The sequence below is a fragment of the Paenibacillus sp. PastF-3 genome (genome assembly GCF_029893135.1).
Classification (GTDB): Bacteria; Bacillota; Bacilli; order Paenibacillales; family Paenibacillaceae; genus Paenibacillus_AQ; species Paenibacillus_AQ nitricinens.
Genome location: NZ_JARXWM010000007.1, coordinates 333317 through 354454, shown reverse-complemented (window position 1 = coordinate 354454; position 21138 = coordinate 333317). Strand labels below are relative to the sequence as shown.

General features: G+C 42.2%; 19 protein-coding genes. 17 read left to right on the top strand and 2 right to left on the bottom strand.

Annotated elements, in window-relative coordinates; translation table 11 throughout:
- Positions 1-83 precede the first annotated feature (83 nt).
- From M2444_RS16610 to M2444_RS16560, 11 genes are all read left to right on the top strand, one after another.
- The gene (locus M2444_RS16610; RefSeq protein ID WP_280787506.1) at positions 84-1736 is read left to right on the top strand and encodes an ABC transporter substrate-binding protein; all 1653 of its coding nucleotides are present in this window, start codon (positions 84-86) and stop codon (positions 1734-1736) included.
- A gap of 77 nt (positions 1737-1813) precedes the next feature.
- The gene (locus M2444_RS16605) at positions 1814-2782 is read left to right on the top strand and encodes an ABC transporter permease (protein ID WP_280787505.1); all 969 of its coding nucleotides are present in this window, start codon (positions 1814-1816) and stop codon (positions 2780-2782) included.
- A 1-nt stretch (position 2783) separates the two neighbouring features.
- Complete coding sequence (locus M2444_RS16600) at positions 2784-3620, top strand: ABC transporter permease (protein ID WP_094878134.1); 837 nt, start codon at positions 2784-2786, stop codon at positions 3618-3620.
- Positions 3621-3631: 11 nt separating this feature from the next.
- On the top strand, positions 3632-4507 hold the full coding sequence (locus tag M2444_RS16595; RefSeq protein ID WP_094878135.1) for an ATP-binding cassette domain-containing protein: 876 nt from the start codon (positions 3632-3634) through the stop codon (positions 4505-4507).
- A complete protein-coding gene (locus tag M2444_RS16590) occupies positions 4458-5048 on the top strand; it encodes an ABC transporter ATP-binding protein (RefSeq protein ID WP_306440484.1) in 591 nt (196 codons plus the stop codon). Before M2444_RS16595 ends, M2444_RS16590 begins: the two co-directional genes overlap by 50 nt.
- A 3-nt stretch (positions 5049-5051) precedes the next feature.
- Positions 5052-6653, top strand: a complete 1602-nt coding sequence (gene nikA, locus M2444_RS16585; protein WP_094878137.1) for a nickel ABC transporter substrate-binding protein — start codon at positions 5052-5054, stop codon at positions 6651-6653.
- Between the two features lie 90 nt (positions 6654-6743).
- On the top strand, positions 6744-7673 hold the full coding sequence (gene opp1B, locus M2444_RS16580; protein ID WP_280787504.1) for a nickel/cobalt ABC transporter permease: 930 nt from the start codon (positions 6744-6746) through the stop codon (positions 7671-7673).
- Between the two features lies 1 nt (position 7674).
- Positions 7675-8565 (top strand): nickel/cobalt ABC transporter permease, encoded by an 891-nt coding sequence (gene opp1C, locus M2444_RS16575; RefSeq protein ID WP_280787503.1) that lies wholly within the window; start codon positions 7675-7677, stop codon positions 8563-8565.
- Positions 8528-9340 (top strand): ABC transporter ATP-binding protein, encoded by an 813-nt coding sequence (locus M2444_RS16570; protein ID WP_280787502.1) that lies wholly within the window; start codon positions 8528-8530, stop codon positions 9338-9340. The genes opp1C and M2444_RS16570 overlap by 38 nt, the downstream gene beginning before the upstream one ends.
- Positions 9340-10098 (top strand): ABC transporter ATP-binding protein, encoded by a 759-nt coding sequence (locus M2444_RS16565; RefSeq protein WP_280787501.1) that lies wholly within the window; start codon positions 9340-9342, stop codon positions 10096-10098. Before M2444_RS16570 ends, M2444_RS16565 begins: the two co-directional genes overlap by 1 nt.
- A 118-nt stretch (positions 10099-10216) precedes the next feature.
- Entirely contained in the window at positions 10217-10855 is a 639-nt protein-coding gene (locus M2444_RS16560; RefSeq protein ID WP_094872192.1) for a YczE/YyaS/YitT family protein, read from the top strand.
- Positions 10856-10927: 72 nt separating this feature from the next.
- Here M2444_RS16560 and M2444_RS16555 read toward each other — a convergent pair whose 3' ends face one another.
- Entirely contained in the window at positions 10928-11347 is a 420-nt protein-coding gene (locus M2444_RS16555) for a MerR family transcriptional regulator (RefSeq protein ID WP_280787531.1), read from the bottom strand.
- Positions 11348-11467: 120 nt separating this feature from the next.
- Between M2444_RS16555 and M2444_RS16550 the strand changes: the two genes are divergently transcribed.
- Together M2444_RS16550 and M2444_RS16545 are read left to right on the top strand one after the other, a co-directional pair.
- Entirely contained in the window at positions 11468-12517 is a 1050-nt protein-coding gene (locus tag M2444_RS16550; RefSeq protein ID WP_094878142.1) for an NAD(P)-dependent alcohol dehydrogenase, read from the top strand.
- A 502-nt stretch (positions 12518-13019) separates the two neighbouring features.
- The gene (locus tag M2444_RS16545; protein ID WP_280787500.1) at positions 13020-14417 is read left to right on the top strand and encodes an MATE family efflux transporter; all 1398 of its coding nucleotides are present in this window, start codon (positions 13020-13022) and stop codon (positions 14415-14417) included.
- 186 nt (positions 14418-14603) lie between these two features.
- Here the strand turns inward: M2444_RS16545 and M2444_RS16540 are convergent, their stop codons facing one another.
- On the bottom strand, positions 14604-15641 hold the full coding sequence (locus M2444_RS16540; protein WP_094872198.1) for a LacI family DNA-binding transcriptional regulator: 1038 nt from the start codon (positions 15639-15641) through the stop codon (positions 14604-14606).
- A gap of 492 nt (positions 15642-16133) precedes the next feature.
- Here M2444_RS16540 and M2444_RS16535 point away from each other — a divergent pair, with 492 nt between their 5' ends.
- The 4 genes from M2444_RS16535 to M2444_RS16520 all read left to right on the top strand — a co-directional run bounded on the left by M2444_RS16535 (position 16134) and on the right by M2444_RS16520 (position 21137).
- Positions 16134-17027 carry an ABC transporter permease gene (locus M2444_RS16535; protein WP_094872200.1) on the top strand — a complete coding sequence of 298 codons (894 nt, stop codon included), beginning with the start codon at positions 16134-16136 and terminating at the stop codon, positions 17025-17027.
- Positions 17028-17044: 17 nt separating this feature from the next.
- Positions 17045-17926, top strand: a complete 882-nt coding sequence (locus M2444_RS16530) for a carbohydrate ABC transporter permease (protein ID WP_094878144.1) — start codon at positions 17045-17047, stop codon at positions 17924-17926.
- A 61-nt stretch (positions 17927-17987) separates the two neighbouring features.
- Positions 17988-19598, top strand: coding sequence for an ABC transporter substrate-binding protein (locus M2444_RS16525; protein ID WP_280787499.1), 1611 nt, complete (start codon positions 17988-17990; stop codon positions 19596-19598).
- A 57-nt stretch (positions 19599-19655) separates the two neighbouring features.
- The gene (locus tag M2444_RS16520) at positions 19656-21137 is read left to right on the top strand and encodes a glycoside hydrolase family 32 protein (protein ID WP_280787498.1); all 1482 of its coding nucleotides are present in this window, start codon (positions 19656-19658) and stop codon (positions 21135-21137) included.
- Position 21138: the final 1 nt, after the last annotated feature.

The following is a 21138-nucleotide window of genomic DNA, read 5'->3' as shown; positions in this document are numbered from 1 at the left end:
CATTACGATTAAAGTGAATATAAGGGGGTTATTCATTCTTATATGACTTGTGTTAGCAGACTATCAAACTATGGAGGTATGTTGTGAAAGACAATCAAAAGAAATTTCTAAAATGGAAGACCTTATCGTATGTAACCTTGGTATTGTCAGCACTTTTATTGCTGGCTGGATGTACAAATGGATCAAAGGAATCAAATAATTCCTCCGAACTAGAGAAATTTACAACTCTTAAAGAAGATTTAGTACTTGCTGTAGGAATTATGGATGGTGGACAGTTTGATCCCAAGAAGGGCTGGGGGATGACACAGATCCGTCTAACTCATAGCTCGCTATTAGCTATTGACTCAGATCTTAACTTTATTGGGGATCTTGCACAATCCTATACCATCAGCGAGGATGCGTTAACATGGACTTTCCCGCTTCGTGAAGACGCTAAATTCTCCAACGGTGAGCAAGTGACTCCGGAAGATGTCAAATTTACATATGAGATGCTCAAGGAGGATGGGATTAAATTCGATCTGTCCTTTGTTAAAACAATTGATATTCTGGAAAATAACACCATCGCAATTACTCTTGACGAGCCACGCTCCACATTTGTTAGTCAGCTCACAGAAATTGGAATCGTCCCTAAAGCTCACTATGATGAGAACTATTCTCGAAATCCAATTGGCTCTGGACCGTATAAGGTAGTTCAATACAATGAAGGACAGCAAGTTATTATGGAGTACAATCCCTATTGGTATGGTGCAGAGCCCCAGTTCAAAAAGTTGACATTCCTTCTTCTTGCCGAGGATGCGGCTCTTGCAGCTGCAAAGGCGGGAGAAGCCGACATTGTGTATGTGCCGCCCACATTCGCAGAGCAAAAGGTTGAGGGAATGACGCTTCGAACTTACGAGAGTATCGATTCACGCGGTATTATGCTGCCGGCAGTGCCTAGCGGTGGGAAAGGGTTGACCAACGGTAAAGAAGTAGAAGTGGGCAACGATGTAACTTCAGATCTTGCAATCCGTCAGGCACTTAATATTGGACTAGACCGTCAGAAGCTGCTGGATGTAGCTCTAGATGGACACGGTAAAAAAGCATATTCCCTAGCGGATGGTTTACCTTGGTTTAACGAAGAAACCGTGATTGAGGATGGCAATATTGCAGCAGCTGCGAAAATCCTCGAAGATGGTGGCTGGGCGGATAAGAATAAGGATGGCATTCTGGAAAAAGACGGCCGCAATGCAGAGTTTAACATGTACTTTAGCTCTAATGATCAGCTCCGCAGCGATCTTTCTCTTGCCGTAGCAGACCAAGCAAGCGCCTTCGGAATCAAAATTAATCTTCTAGGAGTTACATGGGATGATATTTATCTAAAAGGAAAGACAGCAGCGGTGGCATGGGGAGGCGGAAGGCATCACCCTTATCAACTGTATACGATGAATTCCTCTGAGCAGATCGATAAAGGGATCGGCAATATGTCTAACTATTATAATCCTAAAGTCGATGAATATTTAACACTAGCGCTTACTTCTTCTTCACTGGAAGAGGCTAATAAATATTGGAAGCTTGCCCAATGGGATGGAGAAACAGGCTTCAGTGGTATCGGAGATGCTCCGATTGTTTGGCTGGTGCGGGTGGACCACCTGTACTTGGCTAATACGAAGCTGGATCTGGGTAAGCAGCCTATTCATTCGCACGGTCATGAGTGGGCATTGTTTGGAAATGTAACGGAGTGGACATGGACCAATTGATTATATAAGGAAAGAGACTTCTGAGGGCTATCTATTTCAGAAAGCTCTCTTTTCTGTGCAGGAAGGGGGGAGTTCTTGTGGCAAAAAGCATCATTATTCGATTGATTCGAGTGATAACCCTGCTGGTTGGCTTATCTATTCTTACTTTTTCTCTTATCCATTTATCTCCCATGGATCCGGTCAACGCATATATCGGGGGAGATAGCGCAGCGTCACCACAACAAATCGAGAAAATTAAAGAATATTGGGGTGTGGATAAAAGTCCAGTGGAACAATATGTTTCCTGGGCAAAGGCATTACTGCATGGCAACTTTGGAACTTCAAAGCTGTACCGTAGCCCGGTTATTGAGATTATTCAAAGCCGCTTTATTTCATCGCTTGCATTAATGGGAACAGCATGGGTTCTATCAGGTGTGATTGGTTATGTCCTTGGAATGACTGCAGCTATGAACCGAGGAAAACCAATAGATAAAATTATTAAATGGTACAGTTACACGCTTGTCTCAACCCCCATATTTTGGATGGGACTAATCCTTCTAATTGTCTTTGCTGTTTGGCTTCACTGGTTCCCTGTAGGTTTGTCGGCGCCGGCCGGCATGATGGAGAGTGACGTAAAGTTTGTTGATCGAGTTCATCATTTTATATTACCGGCTCTGACCTTAAGCATACTCGGGGTGGCTAATATAGCGATGCATACTCGAGAGAAAATGATTGATATTTTGAATACGGAGTATGTCATTTTTGCAAAGGCAAGGGGCGAAAGCAAGTGGCAAATCTTCAAGAATCATGGGGTGCGAAATTCAATTCTTCCAGCTGTCTCTCTGCAATTCGCCTATTTCGGCGAGCTTTTCGGAGGTTCTATGCTAGCAGAGCAGGTGTTTTCTTATCCGGGATTAGGTAGCACACTAACCACAGCAGGGTTAAAGGGGGATCTACCCTTAATGGTTGGCATTATTCTGATTAGTTCTTTGTTCGTCTTTGCAGGAAATTTGATTGCCGATCTTTTAAATAAAATTGTAGATCCGCGTATGAGGGGGGAGGCCTAAAATGCAGGTCATACAAGAAGGAATGAATGAACGTAAAAAAATGATTGTACTGCTTGCGTTATCTTCCGGGTTTCTATTAATGATTTTGATCCTCAGCTTTATACTCAGCAATGATAATCTGCGTCTCAATGCTGCTACCAAAAATCTTACACCTAGTTTGGATTATCTATTTGGCACGGACTGGCTCGGTCGAGATATGTTCACCCGTACCATGAAGGGATTGCGGTTGTCACTGGCTGTAGGAGCCTTAGCTTCTTTCCTTAGTGTAATTATTGCAACCATGATGGGGATATGCGCGGCAACCTTTGGCCGAACAGTGGATAGTATCATCTCCTGGCTTATCGATTTGTTTATCGGTATGCCTCATCTCGTGTTCATGGTATTGATCTGCTTTATTGTAGGTGGCGGAATATATGGCATTGTACTTGGTGTTTCGCTGACTCATTGGACTGCATTGGCAAGGGTCGTGCGCTCTGAAGTGCTACAAATAAAAGGGGCCGAATACATTCAAATCTCTAAGAGCTACGGGAAGTCCGCATGGTATATCACTAGAAAGCATATCCTTCCCTCTATTTTTCCTCAAATAATGATTGGTTTTTTACTGATGTTTCCGCATGTGATTTTGCATGAAGCTGCGTTAACTTTCTTGGGGTTTGGGCTTTCTCCGCAAACTCCCGCTATAGGTATTATACTTTCTGAAGCGATGAACCATATTTCTACCGGAAAGTGGTGGCTGGTGGTATTTCCGGGATTGCTTCTAGTGATAGTGGTTAAAAGCTTTGACAGTATCGGCGAAAAGATTCGTATTTTAATGGAGCCTTCCAGCTCCAATGAATAGAGGGGTGAGTGATGAGTAAAGTGAAAAATCCGTTATTACGGGTAGAAAACTTATCCATTGGTTTCTCTCAATATTATAAGGGCACACAAAAACGTGTAATCCATCCAATAGTTGAGCTGCATGTAGATATCAACGAAGGAGAAATTGTAGCAGTGGTAGGTGCCAGCGGTTCAGGGAAAAGTCTGTTGGCACACGCTATACTAGGGATTTTGCCCGGGAATGCAACCAGCAGCGGAACAATCTTATACAAGGGAGAAGAATTGACGCAAAAGAGAAAAGAACAGCTCAGAGGTCGGGGGATCTCCTTCATTCCACAATCCGTTAATTATCTGGATCCCCTTATGCGTGTTGGACGGCAAGTACAGATTGGCTTGGATCAGGCCACTGCTCAGGCCAAACAAGAGGAGCTATTTGAACGATATGATTTGAAAAAGAGCGACGGAAAGTTATTTCCCTTTGAGTTATCCGGTGGAATGCTTCGCCGGGTGATGTTTGCTACAAGTGTACGAGAGGGTGTCAAGCTGGTCATTGCCGATGAACCAACACCCGGAATTCATCCGCAAGCGCTCACCGAAATATTAAAACAGCTCAAGCAATTCGCCAAAGAAGGCGCAGGAGTTATGCTGATTACTCATGATATTATGTCTGCGTTAGAAATTGCTGATCGAGTTGCTGTTCTCAAGGATGGAACTACTGTGGAGATTGCTGAGGCTGCAGCATTTGAAGGAAGTGGAGAACGTTTGAAGATGGAATACACTAGAAGGTTGTGGCGAGCCTTACCGCAAAATGATTTTGACTTGGAATTTAAGGAACAGGCGGTGAGAAGTTATGTGTCTGATGGGAGTGAATCTAAGTCACTATTATCAAAAGGAACGTTGGATTTTTAAAGATGTCAACATTACGGTAGCTCCTGGTGAGGTTCTTGGTCTATCAGGCTATAGTGGATGCGGGAAAACGACGCTAGCCAGGATTTTAGGCGGGTATATCTCCCCGCGTAAAGGACAAGTAACGTTAGAGGATAAAGCTGTGAAAAGTCAGGCATTTCGACCGGTACAATTAATATACCAACATCCGGAGAAGGCGATTAATCCTAAGTGGCGTATGCGGGACGTTCTGGCCGAATCCTATACACCCTCCCAGGAAATTCTGGATGCTTTCGAAATACGGGAGGAGTGGCTGAATCGTTGGCCGGTGGAGCTGTCCGGAGGGGAGAAACAGCGCTTCTGCATTGTCCGTGCTCTGAATCCGGCGACCAAATTCATCATAGCTGATGAGATGACGACGATGCTGGATGCCATTACACAGGCACAAATTTGGAATTCGTTTCTCCGAATCTGTAAAAGTAGAGACATCGGTGTGATTGTAGTCAGCCATGAGAACAGTCTTTTGAATCGATTATGCGATAAGATTTATAAAGTGGGGGAGTAATGAATGCACAAAAGAATATGTATACTATCATTTATTTTAGTTTTCTCTCTGCTGTCAGCATGTTCAAGCAGTAAGGGAGGAGAGAACCGGAAAGCTGAGAGGGTATCCAATGATGAATTAGTATTTGCGAGTACAAAGGATATCCGTGATATTAATCCGCACTTATACGCTGGTGAAATGCCTGCACAAAATATTGTTTTTGAATCACTTGTTATTAATACCCCAGAGGGTGTGAAGCCGGGACTTGCCGAGAGCTGGGAAATTTCCGAAGAGGGTACCTTATACACGTTCCATTTACGAACAGGAGTTACTTTTACCGATGGTGAACCGTTTAACGCTGAATCTGTGAAAATAAACATTGATTCAGTTGTTGGAAATATTGAAAAGAACTCATGGCTGAATCTTGTAGCAGAAATTAAAGATACGACAGTCATAGATGAGAATACCTTCCAGCTCACCTTAAAGAATCCCTATTATCCAACCTTGGAGGAATTGGGTTTGACGCGTCCGTTTCGGTTTATTTCCCCTAAGAGCTTCATCGGTGGAACTACAGCGAATGGAGTTAAAGGCTATGCAGGTACTGGGCCCTACGTCTTAACAGAGCATAAGCAGGATCAATATGCTATCTTCACATTAAATGAGAACTATTGGGGAGAAAAACCTCGGATAAAAACAATTAAATGGAGAGTAATGCCAAATCATCAGACCATTCTTCTCGCACTTGAAAAAGGAGAAGTAGACTTACTTTTTGGCTCCGACGGAGATATGGTGGACAGCGACTCTTTCAAGTCATTGATGGATCAGGATAAGTATAGTACTGTCATCAGTCATCCTGTAGGATCCCGTGCGATTGTAATCAATACGAACCGGTCCGTCACTAAAGATCCTAAGATTCGCGAAGCATTTATGTATGCCATTCATAAGGAAGTTATAGCTGACGGTATTATGAACGGTACAGAAAAAGTAGCGGATACATTACTTTCTCCTTCTGTACCCTATGCAAACGCAGGTTTAAAGGGAGTAAGCTACAATGAGGAGAAGGCATCTGCTTTATTAATTGAAGAGGGTTGGATGCTCCAATCTGATGGGTATCGGTACAAAGATGGCAAGAAGTTAGAACTGACTATTTATTATAATTCCGATAATGCGCAAGAACGAACTATAAGTGAATCCATGCAGAATGATTTGAAACAGATTGGGGTGGAATTACATATTGTAGGGGAAGAAAAACAAGCTTATTTCGACCGTCAAAAAACTGGTGAATTCGACCTGATGTACTCCCTTTCTTGGGGATTGCCTTATGATCCGCAGACCTATGTTTCTTCTTGGCGAGTGCCCTCGCACGCCGATTATCAAGCCCAACTTGGGCTGGAGAAAAAAGAATGGCTTGATAAGACGATTACCGATCTGATGATTGAGCAGAACGAAGAAATACGTAAAGAAATGTACAAAGAAATTCTGACTTATATCCATAATGAGAATGTCTATATCCCATTAACCTATTCGGTTACCAAAGCTGTTCATCTTAAAGCTTTACAGGGCGTTGGGTTCAATGTATCCCAATATGAGATTCCTTTTGAAAAAATGTATTTCGAAGCACAATAAACAAACAGGTATCCTCGCTGTTCATGCTTCAGTGCTCTGAAGCATGGGGCGGGGATTTTTATATCTAAGGAAAGAAATGGGAGGATGGAGTTGAATAGGTACCTATTAAAACGGCTAGCAGCGATCATTCCTATCTTGATAGGAATATCTTTTATGGCCTTCGTTCTGATAAATCTGCGGACCAGTGATCCTGCTGAAATTGCCCTTCGAGTTAATCAGGTTACACCCACACAAGAAATGGTTGAAGCGATGAGAATTACATTGGGATTGGATAAACCCTTTTTTGTGCGTTATATACATTGGCTCAGTAACAGTATTCAAGGAGATTTCGGGATTAGTTATGTGACACACCAATCCGTTGGCGATCAGATTGCATTGGCGCTTCCAGCTACTTTCAAGCTTTCAGGTGTCGCGTTGGCCATTATTCTGTGCATAAGTACGCTAATCGGTGTGTTCAGTGCTATTTATGAAGGAAGCTGGCTCGACAGACTGCTGCGCGTCTTTGTTTTCCTCTCAGCGGCAATGCCCAGCTTCTGGATAGGTATTCTTCTTATTTGGTTATTCTCCGTTAAACTCAATTGGTTTCCAACCAGTGGTATGGAAGAAACAAGTTCTGTGGTACTACCGGCAGTAACGCTCTCTTTAGTGTTCATTTCTACTTATGTTCGATTGATACGAAATAACATGATAAAGAATAAAAAGGAGAATTTTGTTCTATATGCCAGAGTAAGAGGACTTAAGAATAGCAAGATTATAGGGAAAGTATTTCGAAACTCCTTACAGCTATCTGTTACAGCTCTAGGAATGTCCATCCCAAAGCTTATCGCGGGAACAGTCATTGTGGAGAATATCTTTGCATGGCCGGGAATTGGTCGCTTATGTGTATCTGCAATATTCAATTCTGATTTCCCGATGATTCAAGCATATATTCTGATCATGGGTAGCTTGTTTGTCTTTTGTAATCTGCTGGTAGATATACTCAATTCAGCTCTAGATCCCCGATTGAGAAGGGAAGGATAGTATGGCTGTTTGGAAACGACTGATGATGGATAGAATGGCAGTGCTCTTTATGGGGCTTATTGGTAGTGTCATCATTGCAGGGATAGCCGCCCCTTGGCTGGCACCTCATGACCCTACCGCAATGAATATTTTACACAAATACGCGGGGTTCAGTCCTGATTATCCACTAGGAACAGATCAACTAGGACGTTGTGTTTTATCCAGGCTCCTTTATGGAATTCGGACAACTATTCTATATGCATTAATCACTACTGTAATAACCATTGCTACGGGTACGATTCTGGGAATCGTATCAGGATATTTTCGAGGGAAGGTAGACGAGCTCATTATGAGAATCTGCGATATAATGCTCTCTTTTCCAGCTGAAGTTATGATCCTCGCCATTGTAGGTGTACTAGGACCAGGCTTACTGAATGTTGTTATTGCAAATATAGTCGCGAAATGGGCTTGGTATACACGGATGATTAGATCGGTCGTTATTGAATATACGGATAAAAATTATATAAGATTTGCCAAGGTATCCGGTTGCAGTACAGGGCATATTATGCGAAAACACTTACTACCAGGCGTTTCAGGAGAAGTGGCTGTATTTACGACTTTAGATACGGGATGGGTTATTTTGAATATCTCTGCTCTGTCTTTCCTTGGTTTAGGTGTGCAGGCTCCTGTTCCTGAGTGGGGAATGATGTTAAACGACGCGAAGAATGTGATGATTACGCATCCAACCCATATGTTAGCACCAGGTTTTGCGATCTTAATTATGGTAGTAGCGTTCAATTACTTGGGAGACAGTCTACATTCCGCAATGAACCCAAAAGCGCATCTTCTAAAGAAAGGGAAAGGATGTCGTCTAAATGTCTTTATTAGAAATAAAAAGTCTCTCGGTTCATGAGGCAGATACGGATCGTTGCCTTGTTCAGGATCTCAGTTTTACTCTCAGAAAAAATACATGTTTAGCCATTGTAGGAGAAAGTGGGAGTGGTAAGTCACTGACTGCTAAGGCGATACTTGGTCTTATACCTCCTTGGCTGGAGGTTACTGGAGAAGTGATTTACAACAAAAGGAATTTATTGCATGAGAAAGGCTCGGTTCTTCGAAAAATAAGAGGTCAGAAAATCTGTATGATCCTGCAAGATGCGATGACAGCATTCAATCCTCTGGATACTATAGGCAAACAGATGATAGAGACCTTTCGTGAGAACCTTGGAGTCACGAAGCGTGAAGCCCGAATTATAGCCGAGACTGCTTTGCATCGTGTACACATGCATACCCCAAAAGAGGTATTGAAGAAGTATCCTCATCAGCTGTCTGGTGGGATGCTGCAAAGAGTAATGATTTCAATAACAATTATGCTAGAGCCGGACATTATCATTGCGGATGAACCGACTACAGCCCTCGATTCTATTAATCAGCGTGAGGTAGTAGAACAGTTTAGACTGCTACGGGAGATAATGGGAACATCAATCCTTTTTATCTCACATGACTTAGGTGTTGTTCAATATTTGGCGGATGATTTAATCGTGATGCGTAATGGTGAATGTGTTGAAACGGGCCAGGCTTCTGAGATATTCTCAAATCCACAGCATGAATATACACGGTTTTTGATTAGAACCCGGGTTAATCTGGCTGCTCCTTTTCAGAAATCGATGGAAGAGAGAGTGATATAATGTTTGTCGAGGTTAATAAACTATCTAAAAGCTATCCAAAAGCTGGTGGCTGGTTTAGAAAAGAAAAATTAGAAATTCTAAATGAGATTCAATTTTCGATCAGAAAAGGGGAGTGTTTAGGATTAATTGGAGAAAGCGGAAGCGGGAAAAGTACATTGAGTCGGATCATTCTGGGATTAGATAAGCCGAGTAAAGGGAATGTGAAGATTGAGGGTCTTCCGGTTTCGAGATGGAGTAAGTGTAATAAAGGGAAAATGAGTGTGGTATTTCAGGATTATACCACATCAGTAAACCCTCAATTTACTGTCCGGAACATCATATCTGAACCGTTGATTATTTTGGGAGACACTAAAGAGCTTGATGATCATATTACGACCCTTTTGTATAAGGTAGGACTCCCGCTAGCGATGCTGGACAAGTATCCCCATGAGCTAAGTGGTGGACAACTGCAGCGGGTGTGTATTGCACGGGCGATTTCAACAAATCCGGAACTTGTTGTTCTTGATGAAGCTATTAGCTCACTAGATGTTTCAGTTCAGGCTCAGATTCTAGAATTGCTTCTTTCACTTCAACAAGAGATGAACATGACCTATCTGTTTGTTACCCATGATCTTCAAGCCGTGGCAAATCTGTGCGACCGTGTTCTTTTTCTTTACCATGGAGAGATTGTTGAAGAGCTTGATAGTTTTAAGCTTTTTGACGCTAAAAATGAGTATGCCAAAAGGTTGTTGGATTCGGTGATGCCATTTCATACTTGATCATGCTTCCCGACCAGATCATTCACATCCATAAAGATAACCGTCAAATCATAGGAAATATGATATAATGACGTCGTTGTTGTATGGTGCATTTTAATATGAAAATAGGATGGACAATATGAGAGGATATTTTCATAACGTCGATAAAAAACGATTGATTATTATGGTTATCGGCAATGTATTTCTGGGCATGGGAATCAGTATTTTTAAGCTGTCCGGCATGGGGAATGATCCCTTCAGCGGTATGGTTATGGCACTTGCAGAAAACACAGGTATGACATTTGCAAATTTTCTGATCTTATTGAATCTGGTATTGTTTGTAATCGAATTCATAACAGGACGAAAGTTTATTGGCGCCGGGACTTTCGTGAACGCAATTCTTCTAGGTTACATAGCTACTTTCTTTCATAGTACTTGGCTATCTCTGTTCGGCGAACCTCAATTGATATGGCAGCAGGTGGTCATCGTAGCGATTGGTGTAGTGGTATGCAGTTTTGGGGTATCTCTGTATCAGTCATCGGAGGTAGGCGTAGCTCCCTACGACAGCCTGTCCCTGATTATGAGGGATAACTTCCCGAAAGTATCTTATTTTTGGCACCGGATGTTTACGGATTCTCTTTGTGCTTTGGTTTGCTTCCTGGCAGGAGGCATTATAGGCTTAGGAACTCTGGTATCCGCATTGGGTTTGGGACCTATTGTTCATTTTTTTAATGTGAATTTTACGGAGAAACTTCTGGCAAAAAGGCGTACCAATTAAAAAGTTTATGAATTACAGTAAAGGCGGGGCAGATCAATCTGCCCCGCCTTTACTGTAATTGAAGGTCCATTTCTAATGAGCAGCGGATGAACTTTTTATTTTATTATTTTTATGAACATCTTCTGTACCGCTATCCAAGGCGGACTTGTAGTAGAAGCATTTATGTTCTATGACTTCCATCGTTTTTTTTAATTCTTCCATCTGTGCTTCTACGGAGGCTTTCCGCTCCAAGAACATGTCATATCTTTGCTGTAAGGTGGAATCTCCCTCTGAGCACCACTCAATGAAATGTTTTATTTCTTTAATTGGCATCCCGGATGACTTCAGGCATTCAATTACTTTTAAAGCGTCCATATCGGATTGTTTAAATATACGTTTACCGCCGGAGGTTCTTTCTATAGAAGGGAAAAGACCTTCCTTGTCATAGTATCGCAGGGTATGTGGTGTCATATTAAAGGATTCTGCAACTTCACTTATGGAGTATGTTTTCATCATCTATCTCCAATCTCAAATATATTTTATGCTTGACTTAGAGTTAACTTTAAGTAATAACATATGTTTTGTAAAGCTGACGTTATAGATTTTAATATTATCTAGAAGAGAGGTTTCACTATGATAAAAGTTAATGCACGCGCTACATTCAGTCAGGAAGGTCCATTCAAGCTAACCACAATCGAACGCCGAGATCTGCAGCCGCATGATGTTCTTATTGAGATTAAATACGCTGGCATCTGCCACTCGGATATTCATACTGCCCGCGGGGAGTGGGGGCCGGTCAACTATCCACTCGTTCCGGGACATGAGATCGCCGGAATTGTCAGCCAGATCGGTTCTGAAGTCACAAAGTACTCAGTAGGCGACCGGGTAGGAGTAGGTTGTATGGTTGACTCCTGTGGAGAGTGCAGTAATTGCCATAAAGGTGAGGAGCAGTATTGCCTGAGTGGAAATACGGGCACCTATGGAGCTATCGACCGGTACGGGCAGTATACGCAAGGCGGATATTCCACCCATATTGTCGTAACCGAGGATTTTGTGGTTCGGATCCCTGACAGTATTCCGCTTGACGCCGCTGCGCCGCTTCTGTGTGCAGGAATCACCACCTATTCACCACTACGTCATTGGGGAGCTGCTCCTGGCAAAAAAGTAGCTGTGGTGGGTCTTGGCGGACTTGGACACATGGCTGTGAAGATCGCTCATGCCATGGGGGCAGAGGTTACTGTTTTATCACAGTCATTGAAGAAGAAGGAAGATGGATTGAAATTAGGGGCGGATCATTATTATGCCACAAGTAATCCGGAGACATTTAAGCAGCTTGCCGGTTCATTCGATCTTATCGTGAATACAGTAAGCGCGCAGATTAATATCGATGCCTATCTTTCGCTTCTGGCGCTGGACGGCACATTAGTCAATGTCGGTGCACCCGCTGATCCATTAGCAGTTAACGTGTTTTCGTTGATCGGCCACCGCCGTTCGTTTGCCGGATCGATGATTGGCGGAATCCGTGAAACGCAGGAAATGCTTGATTTCTGCGCTGAACATAATATTGCATCTGAAATCGAGGTCATTTCTGCTGACCGGATTGATGAAGCCTGGGAGCGTGTACTTGCTTCAGATGTCCGTTACCGGTTTGTCATCGACATCAGCACGATGGGGAACGAATAAGGATTTCCTCTTTGTTTAAATCGGTTCGCGTCCAGAACCTCTGAGAATTCGATAATACCTGAGAAGATATGGAGGATCTGATCTCCATTGGCACAATCGGGAAGGACAAAAATGTAGAGATTCTCAACAAAGTATTTAAAAAGCAACTTGCCAACAGGGGGGTTGCTTTTTTGTTAAGCTTTTTATAGCTGAAGATATAGAGCCGACACGGATTAGAAAATCGTAAGATATGAAAGACAGGAGCCGCAGCCACTCTTGCTGCAGGATTTCAGCAATAATCCTTTATGAGATAGAAACAATCCTTTTAGCGGTAGCCGCTAGTCAATATGTCTTATAGACTTGTTAATGTAAGGAGTCCCGTATAATTTTAGAACGAGAAACGCACATATTCATACAAAAGGTGGAGAGGAGTAATAGAGAAGGGGATTGCTATACCTAAAAAGTTTCCCTACAGAAAGAAATTTTCCCGTAGGAAAAATAAGAAGGAGAGAAAATCCATATTATGAGCACTGTAACACAGATAAACAACAGCAAAGATAAGCAGACGCATTTTATCCTCAATGGCAATCTATGGAATGTCATGGCCCAGTTATCATGGCCCGCTATCATCGCAATGGTCCTCTATGGCTTAAACGCGGTTATCGCTGCTGTATTTGTGGGAAGGTTTGTCGGAGAGGAGGCACTGGCTGGAGTTTCGGTAGCCTATCCTTTAACCCAGATCAGCTTGGGACTGGGCTCCTTGATTGGGGTGGGTGCCGGTTCAGATTTAAGTTTAGCGCTCGGCAGGAAGGACAAAGAAATGCAACAGCGTTTGATGGGAAATGTTAATTATCTGTCAATCCTTGTAACGCTTGTCTATATGGTGTTGGGTCTACTTTTCTCCACACAGCTGGTACGATTCATGGGTGGAGAGGGGGAAACTCTGGCTCTTGGAGACAGCTATTTTAGAATTACGGTAATCGGTTCATTTTTCTGGATTTATGGATTGGCTGCCAACATGATTGTGCGTGCCGAAGGGAAAATGAAATCGGCAGCCGTGGTAATGGGCATTGGACTGGCAGTTGATGTTTTGTCCAATTATGTTCTGGTAGCCTGGCTGAATTTTGGAGTAGAGGGTGCTGCCTGGGCTACAAATATCGGGATGCTGGTCTATACCTTGCTGGGATGGATTTATTTTGGCAAAGGATTTGCGTCATTCCGAACGAATGTCTTCGCAATTTATCGGGATGCGAGCACAATCAAATCCATAGTTGGACTGGGAATGTCAGCTTTCATTATGAACTTTATGAATCTGGTACAGGCCGTTATAGTATTCAATACGCTGTCGAGATACGGGACTACAGCAGATATTGCATTTTATGGGGTGGTTTTTCGTGTATTCACCTTCCTGTTGACGCCGATTTTCGGATTAATGCGCGCCTTGCAGCCGGTCATTGGCATTAATTTTGGAGCAGAACAGTATGAGCGCGCCATCAAAGCTTATAAAATATTCACACTCGTCTCCATGCTGTTAACATTACCTTTCTGGATAATATCCATGATCTCTCCGGCTTCCATTCTGGGACTGATGCTGCCGGATCAAATCTTTGAGACCAGCAAAATGTTATATTTCCGGTTGAACATGGCGGTTCTGCCTTTATTGTCGCTCATTTTTATGGCCATGACCTTTTTCCCTGCGATTAATAAAGGGAAACCGGCGGCCGTTATCGGTATTACCAGACAACTTGTTTTTTATGTGCCGGTGATGCTTATTTTGCCAAGATGGTTAGGAGTCTCTGGAGTATATTGGGGTTCGCTCGTGATTGATTTTGTGGTTGTTGTGTGGACGGTAATCCTAGTAACTAAGGAATTTAGCAGACTTAGAGATAAGTCTAAGCCGGTCAGGACTTACAATATGTAAAGATAAGATGCTGGAGTTCACAGCCTAAGGATGGACGATCTAATAGATATATCCAAAAAGAGTACAGGGGCATTATAATTAGGACAATTGAATGGACATAAAGAACCCAAGCAATTGAATTCTTAATCGCTTGGGTTCTTTGCTTCATTTTCATGGGTGTTATTTCAGCTCTGAATTATGAATTCATCAACTGATATTAGGTGTAGAGTCTCTTATGATGAGTTTGGTATAAATATGAGAAACCTGATAGGGTTGCTTCGGATCATTAATTCGGGAAAGTAGCATTTCGGCTGCTTTGACGCCCATCTCATTACTATAAATATGAACCGTAGTAAGATGGGGTTCTACAATGCTTGATTCAGGACCGTTATCAAAGCCACAAATGACGATGTCGTTAGGAATGGAAAGCACATTTTTGAGTGACTTCATAAAGGTAACCGCAATATAATCGTTAGCACACACGAAAGCAGAAGGGAGCTCATTGATTTGACTTAGTCTAGTATCTGCCCACTCTGGACTTGAGAAAAATAGTCGATCGTCATCGAGAATGCATTGTGTGAGATCAAGCTGAATCCCGGATTCTATCAGTGCGCGATTAAAGCCCACCCATCTTTCATTAAAACTCCTACAGTGATTATAGTCCCCGATGAACCCCAGTGATTTGTAACCGCCCTCAATTAACTTTTTGGTAAGTTGGTATGTGCTGTGTTCGTTCTCCATGAGAAGCACATCTGCTTGGAATTCAGGGTAACAGACATCTGCAGAGCAGTCGATGAAAATAGTTGGAATACCTAGACTTGTAATCAGCTTACTATATTCCGAATTAAACAACTCAATACAAATAATTCCGTCTACATTGGAGACATCAAAATTATTTGGAAGAGACAGGGACTCTTGATCAATATCTCTTATAATGTGCATGGATAAATTATATCCTTCTGCACTGATTCTTTTTTCCATGCCGCTGATCAGTTTCGATCCAAAGTGGGAAGTGTTAGGTAAGTTTTCTGTTAATAAAGCGATGTTTCCAGAGTTTCTTGATAGAGTACTTTCGGAGTCCATAAATGCAAATTGTTTATATTTTAACTCTATCGCTTTCTTTATGACCTTGTTTCTGGTTTCATCAGGTATACCGTTCGTTCCATTTAACGCTTTGGAAGCTGTATTTCTGGAGATTCCTAAAGCGTCTGCGATGTCTTGTATGGTTACTTTTTCCCGAGCCATCTATGTAATTCACCTCTATATTCATGTTCTTAATATTCGCCGCAAATACTGTACTATTTGTCGTTATTTCAACTCTCTTTAATGTATATTAGTTTGCTAAAAATAGCAACATGATATTTACAAATGCATAATTTAGTTTACATTATATTTGGTCATAAGTGTGCATTTAATTAGTTTAGTTTTTGTTATATTTCGATTTTTGTGAGAATAAAGGTTGTGATCTTATTTAAATTGGCTGTATTTGCAATTATGTAAAAATATATACGCCATTTATGTACAAAATAATTTGTCATATGCACATAAATATTTTTACAAAATGTATTGACGAACGATTGAGTGTTTGGTAAATTGTAAAAGCAGCAGGACATAAGAGAGATTGAAAGCCCTTACTGCATCAAGATGTAAACATTGATAAGAACGGAGGTAAAGGCATTGCATAACCCAATAGAAGCCGAACACGGAATAACGGTGACGAGACATAAGAGTTCCTTCATGGATTATCTAAAGAAGCACTACTTTCTTTATATTTTGCTCGCACCAGCTGTGATTCTGACCCTTATTTTTAAGTACGGTCCTATGTATGGTGCGATTATCGCCTTTAAAGATTTCAGCCCAATCAAAGGAATTATGGGAAGTGAATGGGTAGGTTTGTACAACTTCGAGAAATTCCTTTCTTCCCCCAATTTCGAAGTAATCTTTATGAATACGCTTAAATTAAGTTTCTTCGGATTAATTCTGAGTTTTCCAATTCCGATCCTGCTTGCCTTGATGTTGAATCAAATTCGCCGTGCAGGCGTCAAAAAGAACATTCAATTGTTCTTGTATGCACCGAACTTTATTTCTGTTGTCGTTGTGGTCGGGATGTTGTTTATCTTCTTGTCCCCAACGGGACCGATTAACCAGTTTTTTACCTGGCTTACTGGTGAACCAATTATGTTCATGTCTCGTCCCGAGTACTTCCGTTCGATCTACATTTTATCTGATATTTGGACCGGAGCCGGTTGGGCATCCATTATTTATGTAGCAGCGCTTGCTAATGTCGATCCTGAGTTACATAATGCAGCTAATCTTGACGGTGCTAATCTTCTACAAAGAATACGCCATATCGATCTGCCAACCATTCGACCAATTATGGCTATTGTATTTATCCTTGCAGCCGGCGGAATTATGTCAATTGGCTTCGAAAAAGCCTACCTCATGCAAACGGCGATGAACTTACCAACCTCAGAAATCATTCCGACTTACGTTTATAAAATTGGTTTGCAGTCGGGCGATTATGCCTATTCAGCCGCAGTAGGATTGTTTAACTCTATCATCAACATCGTCTTGCTCCTCACAGTTAACTTCACCGTGAAGAAACTGAATGAGGGTGAAGGTCTTTACTAAGAAAGGAGCAACAAGCTATGCCTATTAAACATTCCGGATTAGATCGCTTTATCGTCGTGCTGAACGCGATCTTCCTGACACTGGCCGTACTTATCATCGTACTTCCTTTGATTTATGTAGTGATTGCTTCTTTTATGGATCCATCTGTGCTGCTCAGTAAAGGATTATCATTTAATCTTTCGGACTGGTCATTAGAAGGGTATGTAAAAATTCTTTCGAATCCTGCCATGATCCGTGGTTTTGGAAACTCTGTTTTATACTCTGTTTCATTTGCTATGATTACCGTTCTCGTCTCAATCTGTGCAGGGTACGCACTGTCCGATGACAGGCTCAAAGGAAAAGGGTTCTTCATGACATTGTTTATTATCACCATGTTCTTTGGGGGTGGACTCATACCGACATATCTGCTCGTTAAGAACCTTGGTTTGCTTGATACAGTATGGGCGGTGATCATTCCAGGGGCAGTTAATGTTTGGAACATCATTCTTTCTAGAACTTTCTTCAAAGGCGTTCCGAATGAAATGAAGGAAGCCGCTAATGTAGACGGAGCTTCGGAAATGCGGATTTTCTTCAGTGTCGTATTACCGCTCTCCAAACCGATTGTTTTTGTGCTCGCTCTTTATGCCTTTGTGGGCCAGTGGAATTCCTACTTTGACGCTATGATCTATTTAGATAATCCGAATCTTCATCCACTGCAGCTGGTGCTACGTTCCATCTTGATCCAGAATCAGGTAGATCCGGGCATGATCAGTGATCAACTCGCCATGGCGGAAATGAAACGATTGTCTGAAATCATCAAGTATGCTGCCATCGTTGTTTCCAGTTTGCCACTCATTGTTATGTATCCGTTCTTCCAGAAGTACTTTGAAAAAGGTGTTATGGTCGGTTCCCTTAAGTAGGAAACAGGCTGCACATAGATAAAGATTAATTCATTCCTATCTAATTTGGAGGTCATACCCTATGAAAAGAATTAAGAAATCAAGAGTTTCGACGAAAGCAGCTTCTGCCACTGTACTTGCTTCTCTTATATTCCTTACTGCATGCGGTGGAGGAGGAGGGGGAAGTGCAGCTAGTAAAGAACAGGATGCCAGCGGTAAAGTAACCTTGAACTTTATAACACAAAGCTCTCCACTTGCACCAACTGATCCCAATGAAAAACTGATTAATAAACGTCTTGAAGAAAAGACGAATGTTCATATTAATTGGAAGAATTTTACGAAAGACGTATTTGTTGAAAAAAGAAACTTGGCTGTGGCAAGTGGTGATCTTCCTGATGCAATTTTTAATGCGGACTATAGTGACTATGAGCTGCTCAAGCTTGCTAAAGATGGTGCCATCGTTCCGCTGAATGATCTCATCGAGAACAATATGCCAAACTTCAAAAAGGTGCTGGAAGAAGCACCGGAATATAAGAGTATGATTACGGCACCAGATGGCAATATTTATGCCTTTCCATGGATTGAAGAGCTGGGTAGCGGTAAAAAAAGAATCCAGGCAGTAGATAGTATGCCTTGGATCAATGTGGAATGGCTTAAGAAGCTTGGCCTTGATATGCCTACAACAACGGAAGAATTAAAGGAAGTATTAATTGCATTCAAGACAAAAGATCCAAACGGCAACGGTAAGGCTGACGAAATTCCATTGTCCTTTATTAACAAGCCGGGAGCAGAAGATCTGGCATTCCTATTTGCTTCGTTTGGATTGGGTGAGAACCCTGACCATGCGGTTGTGAGCAATGATGGGAAAGTGATATTTACGGCGGCACAAGAAGACTACAAGGAAGCAGTTTCTTTTATTAACGAGCTGTATAAAGAAGGACTCATTGATATTGAAGCCTACACACAAGACTGGAGTACTTACCTTGCAAAAGGAAAGGATCAGAAATACGGACTTTACTTCTCATGGGATAAGGCCAACATCACCGGAGATAATGACAGCTACGAAGTTATGCCTCCGCTTGCTGGACCCGATGGTGAAGTTAACGTAACAAGAACGAACGCGCTTGGTTTGGGAAGAGGGAAGATGGTTGTCACAAGCGCCAATAAGAACTTGGAAACGACAGCGAAATGGGTTGATCAACTCTTCGATCCGATTCAATCTGTACAGAACAACTGGGGGACGTATGGAGATGAAAAACAGCAGAATATTTTCGAATTTGATAAAGAAAAAGGAATGCTGAAACATTTGCCACTGGAGGGTGCAGCTCCTGTAGAACTACGTGAGAAAACAAGTGTTGGTGGACCCCTAGCTATTCTTGATTCTTATTATGGGAAATACACAACCATGCCGGATGATGCCAAAAGCAGAATGGATATTATCAAGAATATCATGGCGCCAAAAATGAAAGCAGAAAACGTAATGCCGAGTGTATTCCATTCCATTCAAGAGCTTGATCGTCTTACGACAATTGAAACGGATCTTTTTGCTTACGTGCTTAGAATGCGTACTGAATGGTACCAAAACGGTAAAGTCGAAGCGCAATGGGATGAATACCTGAAAGAATTGGATCGCTTGGGCTTGCAAGAATGGCTTGAAATTAAACAAAGCGGCTATGACAGAGCAACCAAATAACAAACTATAAATAATGTGCGGTGAAGGCCGTGTTTGGGAGTAAAGGAGAAAACAATAATGTCTACGATTGCGAAACAAAATTACCGAGGTGTGTATCATTTTTCCCCTAAGGAAAAGTGGATGAACGATCCAAACGGAATGGTTTATTTTGAGGGTGAATATCATTTGTTCTTTCAGCACCATCCGGGTGGAATGACCATGGGGGCTATGCACTGGGGCCATGCGGTTAGCAAGGATCTTGTTACATGGGAGGAACTGCCTATCGCTCTCGCTCCAGATGAATTAGGTATGATTTTTTCCGGCAGTGCTGTAGTTGACTGGAAGAATACGACTGGATTTTTTGAAGGTAAACCAGGTTTGGTAGCGATTTTTACGCATCATTTGGATATGCCAGAAGGCAAGCCAGCCATTCAGCGTCAAAGCTTGGCCTACAGTAAAGATAACGGAAGAACCTGGACGAAATATGAAGGAAATCCGGTACTTGAACATGATACATTTATTGATTTCCGTGACCCAAAAGTATTTTGGCATAAAGATACTAATAAATGGGTGATGATTGTAGCTTGTGGTCAAACGGTATGTCTATATCATTCTCCTGATCTAATGAACTGGACATATGCCAGCGAATTTGGTGAAGGAATCGGTTCTCATGATGGGGTATGGGAATGCCCAGACTTGTTCCCGCTTGCTATTGCTGGCGATCATTCGAACACGAAATGGGTGATGCTTGTGAGCATCGGTGCGGATCCCGCTTTTGTGGAAGGGTCAAGAACGCAGTATTTCACAGGGGATTTTGATGGAGAAGTGTTCACGCCAGATGAAGATTCGCTAAAAGTTCGCTGGATTGATTATGGAAGAGATAATTATGCAGGTGTAAGCTGGTCTGAAATACCGGCTGAAGATGGAAGACGACTATTTATCGGCTGGATGAGCAACTGGATGTATGCTAACAAGACGCCGGCAGAACAATTCCGCGGCGCGATGACGATGGCAAGGGAACTTCAACTCGAATCAAGACAAGGGGAGATCTTTCTTGTGCAGAAGCCGGTACGGGAGCTAGAATCTGCTCGTGTACAAGTCCTTTCTATGAAAGAGGCAACGGTGCAAGAAATCAATACTCTTCTTAAGGAGATTCACTTGGAATCTTATGAGATTATAGCTGAGTTCACTCAGGGTAAATCTGTAGGCTTCAAAGTAAGAGTAGGTGCGGATAGTCAAACGGTGATCGGTATTAACGGTGAGACCGAGGAGCTTTATGTAGATCGGATGGCTTCAGGTCAGCATGATTTCCACGAACATTTCGTAGGACATCATTCAGCCAAACTCGAAGCGCTTGATGAGTCAAATGATCTCCGTATTTTTGTGGATCGCTCTTCAGTTGAGGCGTTCAGTAATAGAGGTCAGGCAGTGATTACGGATCTTATATTCCCTGGACTAGAATCTAAAGGTATAGCTGTGTTTGCAGAAAATGAGAATGACTTGCTGATTTCCCTGGATATCTATGAGCTTACTCCCTCTGCTGGGCAAGACAAGAATTAGT